Annotated in this window: 15 protein-coding genes; 14 read left to right on the forward strand and 1 reads right to left on the reverse strand. The window is 74.3% G+C overall.

Features of this window, described 5'->3' with window-relative positions; all coding sequences use genetic code 11:
• The first annotated feature begins 111 nt into the window (after positions 1 to 111).
• From CP968_RS34820 to CP968_RS14010, 7 genes are all read left to right on the forward strand, one after another.
• Entirely contained in the window at positions 112 to 531 is a 420-nt protein-coding gene (locus CP968_RS34820) for a WhiB family transcriptional regulator (protein WP_229886003.1), read from the forward strand.
• Positions 524 to 1,243 carry a hypothetical protein gene (locus tag CP968_RS13985; protein ID WP_150518323.1) on the forward strand — a complete coding sequence of 240 codons (720 nt, stop codon included), beginning with the start codon at positions 524 to 526 and terminating at the stop codon, positions 1,241 to 1,243. Before CP968_RS34820 ends, CP968_RS13985 begins: the two co-directional genes overlap by 8 nt.
• Before the next feature lie 20 nt (positions 1,244 to 1,263).
• Positions 1,264 to 1,509 (forward strand): MerR family transcriptional regulator, encoded by a 246-nt coding sequence (locus CP968_RS13990; protein WP_229886042.1) that lies wholly within the window; start codon positions 1,264 to 1,266, stop codon positions 1,507 to 1,509.
• Positions 1,510 to 2,020: 511 nt separating this feature from the next.
• The gene (locus CP968_RS13995) at positions 2,021 to 2,431 is read left to right on the forward strand and encodes a hypothetical protein (protein WP_150518324.1); all 411 of its coding nucleotides are present in this window, start codon (positions 2,021 to 2,023) and stop codon (positions 2,429 to 2,431) included.
• Between the two features lie 197 nt (positions 2,432 to 2,628).
• A complete protein-coding gene (locus CP968_RS14000) occupies positions 2,629 to 3,231 on the forward strand; it encodes a phage tail tube protein (RefSeq protein ID WP_150518325.1) in 603 nt (200 codons plus the stop codon).
• A gap of 104 nt (positions 3,232 to 3,335) precedes the next feature.
• Positions 3,336 to 3,626 (forward strand): hypothetical protein, encoded by a 291-nt coding sequence (locus tag CP968_RS14005; protein ID WP_150518326.1) that lies wholly within the window; start codon positions 3,336 to 3,338, stop codon positions 3,624 to 3,626.
• 47 nt (positions 3,627 to 3,673) lie between these two features.
• A complete protein-coding gene (locus CP968_RS14010) occupies positions 3,674 to 4,060 on the forward strand; it encodes a hypothetical protein (protein WP_150518327.1) in 387 nt (128 codons plus the stop codon).
• A 47-nt stretch (positions 4,061 to 4,107) separates the two neighbouring features.
• Here the strand turns inward: CP968_RS14010 and CP968_RS14015 are convergent, their stop codons facing one another.
• Positions 4,108 to 5,100: a hypothetical protein gene (locus tag CP968_RS14015; protein ID WP_150518328.1), complete on the reverse strand. Its 993-nt coding sequence runs from the start codon at positions 5,098 to 5,100 to the stop codon at positions 4,108 to 4,110.
• 294 nt (positions 5,101 to 5,394) lie between these two features.
• Here CP968_RS14015 and CP968_RS14020 point away from each other — a divergent pair, with 294 nt between their 5' ends.
• The 7 genes from CP968_RS14020 (at position 5,395) to CP968_RS14050 (ending at position 12,549) form a co-directional block, all read left to right on the forward strand.
• Positions 5,395 to 5,589 (forward strand): hypothetical protein, encoded by a 195-nt coding sequence (locus CP968_RS14020; RefSeq protein WP_150518329.1) that lies wholly within the window; start codon positions 5,395 to 5,397, stop codon positions 5,587 to 5,589.
• Positions 5,590 to 5,676: 87 nt separating this feature from the next.
• A complete protein-coding gene (locus tag CP968_RS14025) occupies positions 5,677 to 6,564 on the forward strand; it encodes a hypothetical protein (protein ID WP_150518330.1) in 888 nt (295 codons plus the stop codon).
• A gap of 35 nt (positions 6,565 to 6,599) precedes the next feature.
• The gene (locus CP968_RS14030) at positions 6,600 to 7,799 is read left to right on the forward strand and encodes a phage tail protein (protein ID WP_150518331.1); all 1,200 of its coding nucleotides are present in this window, start codon (positions 6,600 to 6,602) and stop codon (positions 7,797 to 7,799) included.
• Positions 7,796 to 9,079: a phage tail family protein gene (locus CP968_RS14035; protein WP_150518332.1), complete on the forward strand. Its 1,284-nt coding sequence runs from the start codon at positions 7,796 to 7,798 to the stop codon at positions 9,077 to 9,079. The genes CP968_RS14030 and CP968_RS14035 overlap by 4 nt, the downstream gene beginning before the upstream one ends.
• A gap of 37 nt (positions 9,080 to 9,116) precedes the next feature.
• Positions 9,117 to 10,028 carry a phage distal tail protein gene (locus tag CP968_RS14040; protein WP_150518333.1) on the forward strand — a complete coding sequence of 304 codons (912 nt, stop codon included), beginning with the start codon at positions 9,117 to 9,119 and terminating at the stop codon, positions 10,026 to 10,028.
• A 91-nt stretch (positions 10,029 to 10,119) separates the two neighbouring features.
• Positions 10,120 to 11,313, forward strand: coding sequence for a hypothetical protein (locus tag CP968_RS14045; protein ID WP_150518334.1), 1,194 nt, complete (start codon positions 10,120 to 10,122; stop codon positions 11,311 to 11,313).
• Positions 11,314 to 11,364: 51 nt separating this feature from the next.
• A complete protein-coding gene (locus CP968_RS14050) occupies positions 11,365 to 12,549 on the forward strand; it encodes a hypothetical protein (protein ID WP_150518335.1) in 1,185 nt (394 codons plus the stop codon).
• Positions 12,550 to 12,597 lie beyond the last annotated feature (48 nt).

Here is a 12,597-nt window from a genome sequence, read left to right on the forward strand (position 1 = left end):
CCACCAATTCGCCACACCCTACGGTAAAGGGTTCTTGATTGCGCGCTCGCACGCAACGTGTCACAGTGATCGCGCCGTGAGCCACGGCAGTCCCACCGTCGCGGAGTCGCCATGCCCCTCGCCCTGTCCCGCCCCCCGTCCCCCGCTCCCCCGGCCCGTTCCTGCCCCCCGGCGCCGCCGGCCCCGCCCGTGCGGACGGCCCGCCCCCCGCTCCACGCCGCCCGTCCCGCCACCGCGCCGACACCGGGTCCGGTCCCGGCCCGGCCCGCCGCGGTCGGGGCGGCCGCGGTGGACGGGTACTGGCAGGCCGCCGCCGCGTGCGCCGGGCTGCCGCCGGCGGTCGTCTTCGCCCGGAAGCCCAAGGACGCCGCCCCCGCGCTGCGGGCCTGCGCCGTCTGCCCCGTCCGGCGGCAGTGCGTATCGGCCGTGGCCCCGGCCGAGAGCCTGTTCGACGGCGTCTGCGGCGGCCGGCTGTGGCGCAACGGCCGGCCCGCCGCCGTCCCCTCGTCCTCCGGGAGCCCCCGTGACTGATCAGACCGCCACCACCACGACCGACAGCGCCCTCTGGATCGGCTCGCTGATCCGCCACTTCCCCGAACTGTGCGAGGAGTTGGCTCCCGGTCGCGCCGCTCCGTTCAGCTCCGCGGTCCCCGCGCGGCGCTCCCCGCGCGACGACGCCCTCGTACGGGAGGAGCGGCGCGAGGCCCTGCTGCTCCAGCAGGACCACGGCCTGACGGCGCCCGGGCGCAGCGCCGCGCCGCTGCGGCTGCACGTCTCCGACGCCATCCGCGACATCACCGACGGCGTGGTCGAGCTGGAGGAGGCCGTCCGCGCCCGGCTCGGCCTCCCGCGCCCCCGGCGCGCACTGGTGCCGGAGCGGCTGCGCCGCCTCGCGGCCCTGCTCGACGAGGTCGCGGCGCACCCCGTCCTGGCCCGGCACGTACGGGACGAGACGCGCCGCATGGCCCGTCGCTGCGCCCGCGCGCTCGGCGACACCGAGCAGGTGGTGCGGGTGTCGGGGCGGTGCCCGTGGTGCGATTCGGTCTCGCTGCGGGCGTTCCCGGACCGCCGGGCCGTGCTGTGCGTGAACCCGGCCTGCCGGTGCACCGACGGCGGGTGCGGCTGCCACGACGACCCGGCCTACCGCCACCTGTGGCCCGAGGCCGAGTGGGGCGGCCTGGTCGCGGCGGCGGGCTGCCGTCCCGAGGAAATCGACTCCGCGATGGAAGGCATCCCGCAGTGACCCCTCCCGCTCCCCTCCCGCTGTCCCTCGCCCTGCCCGTCCTGGTCCCCGGACCGCTGGCCGCACACGAGGCGGGGGTGGCTCCGGCCACCATCCGCAAGTGGGTCCAGCTGGGCCGGCTGACCGCGGCCGGCAGGGCCGGCCGGGCCCAGCTGTTCCGGCTGGAGGACGTCTTCGCGGCGGAGCGCGCCGCCAGCCGCCGCGCACACCGCCCGACACCGGGGCCGGAGCCCGCACCGGTACGGCACGCGGACACCGCACCGTAGGACGTACGGATGCACGTGATGCACGGGGCGAGCGGGATGTACGGGGCGAGCGGGCGCCGGGTTCGGGGGCCCCGGACCCGGCTCCGGGACGGGCCCCGCCCCCCCTTCCCCCGCCCCTCCCCGATGCCCGGCCTCCCTCCCGGAGGCCGGGCATCCGCCGTTTCCGGGGCCGGGCCGCAGCGGGCCCGGGGCGCGGCCCGACCCCGGAGCCTGCACGGCCCAGCCGGCCCGGCCCCTGCCCGCGCCCGTTCCGCGCACGGCCCCGCCGCGGACCGGGGCCGGAGGCCGGGGGCAGCCGGTTCGGAGGTCGTTCCCGGCCCGTTCCGCCCGGATGCCGGCCGACCGTCGAATTAGTTGCGCGCTCGCACGCAACGTGTCACAGTTGGTGCAGCGGCGGAGCTGCGCCCGCAGGACGGGCGGCGGCCCCGCCGCTTCCGTGTCGGGCGGCGCCCCTCTCCCCCCTTCGGGCGCCGCCCGGCATCCCGCCACCCACCACCCGAGGTGAACCGTCGTGACCACTCCTCCTCCGAGTGCCTTCCCCGACGTCGAGGCCCTGGTCGTCGACGTCCTCGAAGCGGACTCCGCGCTCTCCACCGCCGTCGTCGCCGTGACCCCGCCCGCCGGGTTCAACGGCACGCAGCGCGCCGTCCTCGTCAACCGGCGCGGCGGCGCCTGGACCGGCGACCTGCACGTCGACATGCCGCTGATCGAGCTGGAGGTGTACGGCCCCGACAAGGCGGCCGCCCACACCCTGGCCAACGCGGCCCGCCGGGCCCTGCTCGCCGCGATCGGGAAGACGTACGGCCGCAACACCTTCACGGACGTCGTCGAGCACGACGGTCCGCGCTGGCTGCCGGACTACCTGTACGCGGCGGCCAACCGCTACGTGTGCGTCATCCAGGTGTCGCTGACCGTCTTCTGACGGCCCGCCGGCCACCCCCCGGCAGCCACCTCCGGCCACCACTCCCGCCCGGCGCGCCCCCGCGCGCGGGCCCCCAGACCGAGGCCCCGCCGTCCGGCGGGGCCTCTGCCGTACCCGCACCTCCGTACCCGTACCCCGGACGTCTCCGGAGTCTCCACGGGACCGGGACGGCGCACCCCTATATAAGGAGAAGCACCATGGCAGGAAACTCGTCCGAGATCCGTGTGGCCGGCAGCGGCCGCATCTTCGTGGCGGCCGCCGGCACGGCGCTGCCGACGGCGTTCACCGGCAAGCCGGACACCGACTGGGGCGCCAACTGGAAGGACCTCGGCTTCACCACCAGCGACGGCGTCACCTTCGCCAAGAAGGACAAGCTGGAGCCGGTCGACTCGTGGCAGGCGGTCAGCCCGGTCCACTTCACGTACTCGGACCGGGACCTGAGCCTGAAGTTCTCGCTGCTCCAGTTCAACGAGCTGACCCTGCCGTTCTTCATGGGCGGCGGCGCGGTGGCCGACGAGGCGACTCCGTCCAACGGCATCTACCGCTACGACATCGCGGACTCCCCGAAGGCCGACTCCCGCGCCCTCGGCCTGGAGTTCACGGACACCAAGGCCAGCGACGGCTCGGTCGTGACCTACCGCTTCTACATCCCGCGCGGCCAGGTCACCGCCTCCGACGACATCAAGCTGGCCCGCAAGGCGGCGTCCACGCTCGGCATCACCTTCACCGCCCTGACGGCGGGCGACGACAAGCCGCTGGCGAGCTTCGTCATGAAGGACAGCGCGTACGCCGCGGTCTGATCCGCCCCGGGGCGGGGCGGCGGCCCCCCGCCGCCCCGCCCCTCCCCTTCTCTCCCCTTCTCTCCCCCCTTCTCGACCCACTCATCCTGAGGAGACGCATCACCATGGCAGGCTTCGACGTCAACGCGGCCCGCGCCCAGCGCCAGGAGGCCCTCGGCCGCACCTGGTCCTTCGAGCTGGACGGCGCGACCTACACCCTCCCCACCGAGCTCTCCCGCGCCGCCGCCAAGGGGCTGCGCAAGCTCGACGACAACGACGTGGACGGCCTGCTCCGGCTCCTGCTGGGCGAGAAGCAGTTCACGGAGTTCGAGCGGCACGACATCACGATGCAGGACATCGCCGCCATCCTGGAGGCCTACGGCAAGGAGACGGGGCTCGGCCTGGGGGAAGGCTGAGCCTCGCCGAGTTCGTCGACGAACACGCCGAGGCCCTCGAAGCGGACCTGCTCCGCTACTACGGCAAGGACCTGCTGGACTGGCACCGCGGGGAACTGTCCTCGCGCCGGCTCCAGGTCCTGGTCAAGCACCTCCCGCGGGAGAGCTCCGTCAACCGGGAACTGTTCGGCGAGGCCGCCGACTGGTCGGTGACCGACCACCTGCTGGCGGCGACGGTGGACCATCTCGCGGCCGCGAACTGGATGTTCGCCTCGGTCAACTCCGAGGAGGACGCCGATCCGCTGGACGCGCCGGAGCCGGTGCCGCGCCCGGACGGCAAGCCCCTCCGGGGCGACGCCGGACCGGACGAGGACGGCCCCGACACCGGCGGGGAGGCGGTGCGGGCCGCCGAACCGGCTCCCTCGCCGCAGCAGCTCGTACGGTTCTTCGGCTGAGTCCCGGCCGTCGGCCCACGAGCCACCGGGCCCCGGTCGGCGCCGTGTCAGCGGCTGCCCTCCGGGGCCACGGGCCTGGTTCCGCCCCCCTTGGTCTCCATGTCGTCCGCGAGCGCGCGGGCCCGGGAGGTCAGGCTCCGGCGCCGGGGCTCGCCCGGCCCCTGGGCGTCGGCGGACTGCCCGGGCGGGCGGGCCTGCACGGGCACCGCGTCCAACGGGGGCACGATCGGACGCCCGTTGCGGCGGACGACCTTGCGGCTGGCCGGCGGCGTCCGCTTCTCGCGGACCTGCTGGACGGCGAGCGGCCCCGCGCCGCTCGCGCGCGCGGCGCCCGCGTCCTCGCCGTCCGCCCCACCCGCACCGGAGTCCGCGACACCGCCGGAATCGACTGAGTCCGCGGAGTCGACGGAGTCGACGCAGTCCACGGCCCCGACGGACCGCCCGACCGGGGCACCGCCATCGGTGACCCCCTCGCCTCCGCCGTCGGGGCTGTCGGGGCCGTCGGAGTCGTCGTGCCGGCGCGCCCGGCCCGCGGCCCGGCCCCCGTCCGGGCCGTCCGCACCGTCCGCACCGTCCGCACCGTCGTCCTCGGCGGCCTGGGCGTGGCCGGTGTCCGACAGGCGGCCCAGGGCGGCCTGGGCGCGGCGCACCCGGTCCTCGACCTCGCGCACCATCGCGGGCGGCTCGATCAGCGCGGCGAACGGCAGCCGGATCACGTCGGCGTCCCGGCCGTGGCCCGGGCCGCGCGGGCCGCCCCGGCGGCCGGCGCTGCCCGCGGCGTACGCCTCGGCGATGCGCTTCTCGTACTCGCGGCGCAGCCGGGGCAGGTCCTCGGCCACGGCCTCGGCCCAGCCGGCGGTGAACGCCGCGGTCTCGCGGCGGTCGAGCTCGGAGCGCGGTATCAGAACGATGTCCTCGGGCGCGTAACCCGCTCCGTGAACGAGTTCGGACAGTCTGGCGAACAGATGGGGCAGGTCACTCGCTATTTCCAGCCAGTCGACGGCATGCTCACGCCCCCTGGCCCCTGTGTCCCTGTCCATGCGTCAGCACTGCCTTCCCGCCCCCGGGCTCCCCTCACGCCCCACGTGACCCGCGTTTTCCCGGGCCGGGGAACAGAGATCCAGCCTACCCGGTCACTCGGAAACCCCCCGTTCCGGCATCAACCAGCCCCTCCGGCGACGTGCCCGGACGCGCCATTAGGGCTTTCAAGCTCGACAAACGCCGAACGGATGTTCCAAACTCGGTTCGCACACCCGTTCGACCAACTGGTGCCCCCGCTCCTCGTCCGCGGCGCCACCACACAGCAAGGGCAAGCAACTGGAAGGCAGGCGTCCATGACCCAGCAGGCTGAGGGCTCATCGCACATCACGCTCCACGACCGCCTCAGCCAGCTCCTGGACGGACCCGCCCCCCTCGACAAGAGGGCGCTGCTCGCCTCCCTGCACGCCGAGGTCACCACCCGGGAGACCCGCGCGTACACGGCCGGCTGGAACGACGCCCTCGCCGAGGCCCGGCGCCCCAACCCGTAGCAGCCCTGCGTACGCCCCAGCCCCTGCCGAGCACGATCCGGCAGGGGCTTTCAGGTGTTGGCCCCCCGGCCAGAAGCGGAGTAACCCATGGCAGAACCCACCCAGGCCGAGGTGCCGGCCCTCCTCGCCGAACTCAAGAAGTACGTGATGGGGGGCCCCGTCTCGAACTTCGTCGAGCTGAACCCCACCCCCTCGAAGCTGGTCACGGAAGGCGTCCTGGCCTCGGAGCTGTCGGGCCAGCTGGCCCCCCTCATCAAGGACATCAAGGACATCCACCAGGAGGTCGTGAACCCCCTGAAGGTCGAGCTGCTCCAGCAGTTGGGCATGGACCACCTGGCCGCCGCGGTCAAGAAGGTCACCGAGGGGAACCCGGCGGCCTGGCTGTACTTCGCCGGAGCCGTCGGCGGAATCCTCGTCCCCATCATCGGCGCCGCACTCCTCCTCAGCGCCAGCAACGTCCTGTCCGGATGGTTCCGCAACAGGATGGAGGCAAGCACGGGCCGCATCCTCGCCCGCGACGAGAACCAGGAACTGCGGCTGCAGAACCGCGCCACCGTCGAGCAGCGCGAACGCAACGTCAACGGCGCCGGCAGCATCGCGAACCTCCCCAGCGCGGCGTCCCTGGAGCCGCTGCGCGCGAAGCTCGCGGAGATGACCCCGGTCATCGACGCCTTCAACAAGGAGGCGAAGAAGCTCCCCACCGGCCGGGAGATCAGCCGGATCTCCACCGCCCTCGGAAAGCTCGACCGCGCCATCCGCCAAGTGGACGCCGGGGTCCTGCGGGACACCGCGAGCGGCATCCGCAGCCTCAAGGGCGCGCTCAAGAACTTCGAGCCCGGCCACATCCCCAAGGCCGGCCCGCTGAAGCAGACCGCCCGTGCCTCGCGCGACCTCAGCACCGCCACCCGCGACCTTGCCACCCGGTTCAGGGAGCTCGGCACGGCCGCCACCGCCGCCGCCGGCCAGCTCGCCTGACCCCCGTCCCCCCACCGCACAAGGAGGTGTGAACCATGAGTCTCGCCAGTTCGACCAAGCGCGCCGCGGACGCCCTGCGCAACCTGAAGACACAGGCGGCCGGCGCCGCCGCGCCCGTCAAGCGCGTCGGCGACAGCGGCAACGCGGCCTCCGGCCAGCTCAGATCGCTCCGTACGTCCGCCCAGGGCTCCACCGGTCAGCTCAAGAACCTCAAGTCCGCCAGTGACCAGGCCGAACGGGCCATGGCCAAGGCGGGGCAGACCGGCCAGCGGGCCGGCACCCAGCTCGGCCGGTTCAAGACCGGCGCCGACCGGGCCGCCTCGGGCCAGGACAAGCTCAACAAGTCGATGCGCGGCAACTTCCTCGCCCGGCTGCTCGAACTGTTCATGCCGCTCATCGAGAAGATCGTCGAAATGGCGATGCGCTCGAAGACCATGCAGACCGTGATCCGGACCGCGTTCAACGCGATCCGCTCCGTCATCTCCACGGTCATCAAGGTGATCGGCCCGATCATCCGCAGCGCCGGCAACCTGATCAAGTCGGTGTGGAACAGCGTCAAGAACGCCGTCATGCCGATCGTCACGGCCATCGGCAACGCCGTGAAGAGCGCCTTCAACGGCATCCGCTCCGCGATCAGCACCGTGATGAACGCCGTCCGCTCGGTCATCAGCAGCGTGTGGAACGGCATCAAGGCCGTCATCATGCCGGTGGTCAACTGGATCAAGTCGGCCATCCCGAGCGCCTTCAACTCCGTCAAGAACGCGATGTCCAACGCCTGGAACGGGCTCCGGGGCATCGCGTCCAACGCCTTCGGAGCCATCCTCGGCGCCGTCAAGTCCCCCATCAACTCCGTCATCGGCCTGATCAACTCGATGATCGGGCGGATCAACCGCATCCGCGTCAGCGTCCCCGGCTGGGTCCCCTTCGTGGGCGGCAAGAGCTTCGGCGTCAGCCTGCCCACCATCCCCATGCTCGCCACCGGCGGTGTGGTCATGCCGCGCAGCGGCGGTGTCCCGGCGATCCTCGCCGAGGCAGGCGAGGCCGAAGCGGTCCTGCCGCTGTCCAAGCTCGACCGGCTGCTCGCCCGTACCGCCGCCCGCGCCCGGATGACCTCCGCCGCCCCGGGCAGCGGTGACGGCGCGGCCCTGCACATCGAGCACTACTACGCCGCCCAGAACACCGACCCGCAGCGCACCGCCGACGCGCTGATGTACCTGGCGAAGGCCCGCGGATGAGTGCGGCCGTCGCCGCGACGAACCCGCTGGCCGGCCTCACGAGGGGGCTGGGCGGCCTGCGGACCCGGACCGGCGGCGCCGCCCAGGCCGCCCGCCAGGGCGTCGCGTCGCTGAAGCAGGCCGCCGCGGCGGCCGGCGGGGCCGCGACCGGCACGGCACGGGTCGCGCCGGCGGCGGCCGAGGCGGGCCGCGTCCTGGCCGGGCTCCGCACCCAGGCCGGCGCGTCCGCGCAGTCCGCGACCCGGCTCGGCCGGTCCGCCGCCCGCGCCTCCACCGGCACGCGGCGGATGGACTCGGGGGCGCGCGGGGTGCGCTCCGCCCTCCTCAAGCTGGGCGGGAGGACCGGCGGCGTCCTGTCCGCCATCGGCGGGCTGATCGGCGTCACCGGGGTCGTCTCCACCCTGATGGGCAGCTTCGGCATCGCCATGACCGTCGGCTCGGTCGTGATGACGGCGGTCAACGTCGCCATGCGCGCCAACCCGCTCGGCTTCGTCCTCGGCATCCTGATCCCGCTGGGCGCCTGGCTCGTCGAGCTCGCCCTCAACTCCGAGACCGGACAGCGCCTGGTCCAGCAGGCGTTCACCGTGGTCCTCCAGGTGTTCGAGGGCTACCTGGCGTTCCTCGTCCCGGTCCTCAAGACCATCGCCAGCGTCGTCGGCACCTACTTCAAGGGCTACTTCACGGTCATCTCGTCGGTGGTCGGCGGTCTGCGCGCCGCCGTCAACGGCTTCTCCGGGACCGGCGCCTCCGCACGCTCCGCCACCACCGCCCTGCGGGCCATCGCCTCGACCGCGTTCAACGCGGTCATGGCGCCCGTCCGCCCGGTGCTCGCCTTCCTCACCCAGACCGCCCCCGGGTTCTTCACCCGCGTGCGCACCGCCCTCTCCAGCGCCCTCGGCGGCATCGGCCGCATGGTGTCCACCGGCGCCCAGGCCGTCCTCGCCGCCGTCACCGGGCCGGTCAACGGCATCATCGCCTTCGCCAACTGGATCATCGACGGCCTGGAGGACCTCAGCTTCGAGCTCCTCGGCAAGAAGTTCGGCGTCGACCTCGACAAGATCCCGATGCTCGCCGAAGGCGGCGTCGTCTGGCCCACCTCCCTGGGCCGGCCCCCGGTCATCCACCCGGTCTCCGACCTCGACCGCCGCCGTGTCGCGCCCGCCTCCGCGTCGTACCCGCGCACGGGCCCCCACCGCATCGCCGAGTACCGGGAACCCGCCGGCGGGGGGCCCCGCTCCACCGCCGAGGACCTGCTCTTCCTCGCCGCCGCCCACGCGTGAACCACGCCCCACCACCGAGAGCGAGGTGACGGCCGCCATGGCCGAGACCACCACGACCGCAGAGACCACCGACCAGGCACCCGGCTCACTCATCACCCAGGACGGGCAGGTGCAGTGGGCCGGAATGCTGTTCGGCCCGGGAACCCCCTACACGATCGAGAGGTCGGGGCTGACCGGCTGGGAGGACCTGCCGGAGTACGACTCCTCCGACGCCGAGCGCCCCACCGGCCACGGCGCCTGGCCCGGCGCCCGCTACGCCAAGCCCCGCAAGGTCGGCGGCACCATCTGGCTGCTGCCGGAGGCCGGTGCCTCGCTGGAGACCGTACGGGCCCTGCGCCGGGCGCTCGCGCTGGGCGACGAGGAGCGCTGGCTGGCCGTGCGCCTGCACGGCGAGACCCTCGCCGTGCGCGCCCGGGTCAGCCAGCGCGTGCTGCCCGCCGACCGGGTGTACGCCACCCAGGGCGCGGGCAAGGCCGCCGTGCAGTGGACGGCCACGGACCCGCGCCGCTACCTGACCGGCGAGCAGAGCGCCATCGTCCCGGCGCCGGAGCCGGAGAGCGGCCTGACCTGGCCGCTGGTGTGGCCGCTGAACTGGGGCCAGGCCGCCAAGACCGGCGACGCGGGCGCCGACAACACCGGTTCGGCGCCGACCCATCCGGTGATCACCTTCCGCGGGCCGTGCGGCACGCCGTCGGTGACCGAGCGGGTCAGCCGCCGCCTGCTGCGGTACGCCATCGACCTCACCGCGGGCGACGAGCTCGTCGTGGACACCGCGGCCGGCACGGTCACCCTCAACGGCACGGCCTCCCGGCGCCACACCGCCACCCCGGACAGCAGCCCCGAGGAGCTGTTCGCGTTCGAGGCGGGCCTGGCCGAGCTGTCGTTCCGCCCGGACAGCGCCCAGCCCGGCGCCGAGATGGCCGTCACCTGGCGCAGCGCGGAGTGGTGACCACCGGCCCGCACCACCCGCACCCCACACCCCGCCCGCACCACGCCCCCCACGCCCCCCGCACCCGCCCCGCAGATCCGGAGGACCGATCATGACCGTACGGGCAGCCTGGCTCACGCCGACCGGCCAGACCCGCGAGGACACCCGCGTCGCCCTGTCCGCCCTCCTCACCCCCAACGGCCAGGCCGACGCCGACATCCCGCTCAAGGCCCGCGGCGGCATCGTCCCCGGCGGCTTCGCGCTGACCCCGGCCTCCGCCATGCAGTGCGCCGTCGGCACCGGCCGCGCCCTCGTCCAGGGCGACTCCCAGCAGGGCGCCTACCCGGTGGCCGTGACCGCGCCGGAGAACCTGACCCTGGCCGACGGCGACCCGCAGCTGGACCGGATCGACCTGATCGAGCTGGCGGTACTGGACGACGCGTACGACGGCACCGGGAAGACCGAGGCCGTGGTCCGGCTGGTCAAGGGCGTCCCGGCGGCCGTGCCGGTCGCCCCGTCCAGCCCGTCGGGCCGGGCCCTGCAGCTCTACACCGTCCGGGTCCCGGCCGGCACCTCCGCCGGCAACGGCGGCATCGCCTGGGCCACCGCCGTCACCAGCCTGAAGTACCCGACGGTGGCCCTCGGCGGGATCGTCCCCGCCGACGGCTTCAAGGGCGCCTACCCGGGCCAGTACCGGGACGCGGGCGGCCGGTTCCAGCGCTGGGACGGCGCCACCTGGGTCTCGTACCCGGTCGAGGTGGGCGGCATCGCCGGGCCGGGCCGGCTGTCGAACGGCACGTACCAGGGCCAGTACCGGGACGGGCCGGCCGGCGTGCTCCAGCGCTGGGACGGGACCGCCTGGCAGTACGCGGAGGGCCGTTCCACCCTGCTGTTCAGCGTCTCGCAGACCGCCATGCAGTCCATCGCCTCCTCCAGCACCAGCGGCTGGACCGCGGTCACCCTCCAGACCACCGACGTGGACGACGCGGGCGGCTGGAACGGCACCGGCTACACGGTGCCCCGCAGCGGCTGGTGGCGGGTGAACGGGCAGGTGGTGTGGAGCTCCGACTCCACCACCGGCTCGCGCGGCGCCCGCCTGGTCGTCGGCGGCGCCGGCGTCCCGCGGGCCACCTGGCTCCAGGGGGCCGGCCCAGGCGCCACGGCGGTCGGCGGCGACGCGCTCCTGAAGCTGACCGCGGGCCAGGTCATCCAGTTGCACGCCCACCAGAACAGCGGTGCGGCCGTCCGCACCCTCGGCGGCTCCGGCTACGCCTGCAACCTCTCCGCCGAGTGGCTCAAGTCCTGACCTCCGCCCCCGTGGCACCCCCACCCCCTTTCCTGTGAACGGAGTCACCGCATGAACCTGCGCTCCAGCTGGGTGGCCCAGACCGGCCAGACCCGCGAGGACACCCGGCTCACCCAGACCGGTGCGACCACCCCGGCCAACCCCCTCCAGGCCCGCTCGGGCATCCTGCCCGGCTCGTACGACGGCCAGTACCGGCTCTCCGGCTTCTGGCTGGAGGGCACCTCGGCCATGGCCGCCACCCTCCACGAGGGCCGCGCCGTCATCCAGGGCATGAGCGGCCAGGGCGTCTACCCGGTGGCGCTGCCCGAGACCGTCGTCCTGACCTTCGCCGACGGCGACGCCCAGGCCGGCCGCGTCGACCTCGTCGTGCTGCGCGTGTACGACAGCTCGTACGACACCTCCGGCAAGTACGAGGCCGTCGTCGAGGTCGTCCAGGGCACCCCGGGCCCCGCCCCGGCCGCACCCGCGGCCCCGCCGCTGTCGCTGCCGCTGTACCGGGTGGCCGTCCCGGCCGGCGCCAGCGCCGGCAAGGGCGGCATCCCGTGGGGCTCCGGCCTGACGGACCTGCGCAGCACCGTCGTCGCGATCGGCGGCATCCTGCCCGCCGTCGGCGACACCGGCAACGGCGCCTACCCGGGCCAGTACCAGGACTCCGGCGCCGCCCTCCAGCGCTGGGACGGCGCCGCCTGGGTCCCGTACCCGTCCGCGCTCGGCGGCATCGCCCCCAAGGGCACGCTGACCACGGCCAGTTACGCGGGCCAGTACCGCGACACCCCCCAGCGGGTCCTCCAGCGCTGGAGCGGCGCCGCCTGGCAGCCCGCCTTCCCCGCGCCGCTGTTCGCCGAGTCCCGGGACGCCGGGTTCGTGACCTCCGTGGCCTACACCGCGGCGCTCCAGGACACCGCCGTCACCGCGCTGACGCTCGCCTTCACCGGCCCGGCGTCGGGCGCGGCGCTGCTCACCCTGGGCGCCCGCGCCTGGACCACCGACGCCCCGGGCGCGTACGCGTACACCTCGGTGCGCATCACCCAGGGCGCGACCGTCGTCTGGGAGCCGGACGACGAACGGGCCGCCGTCTCCTCCGGGGCGTTCGCCAACTCGGTCTCCACCGTCCTGCGGCTGTCGTCGCTGACCGCCGACGCCCCGTACACGGCGACGGTGATGCACCGCGGCTCGCAGGCGGCCCCGCGGACCTGGTTCGACAGCATCTTCCTGCGCGTCGACCCGCTGTTCTGAGGCCCGTGACCACACCGGACCGCCCGTGACCGCCCCGATCCACCCCGA

Source organism: Streptomyces subrutilus, from assembly GCF_008704535.1.
GTDB lineage: Bacteria > Actinomycetota > Actinomycetes > Streptomycetales > Streptomycetaceae > Streptomyces > Streptomyces subrutilus.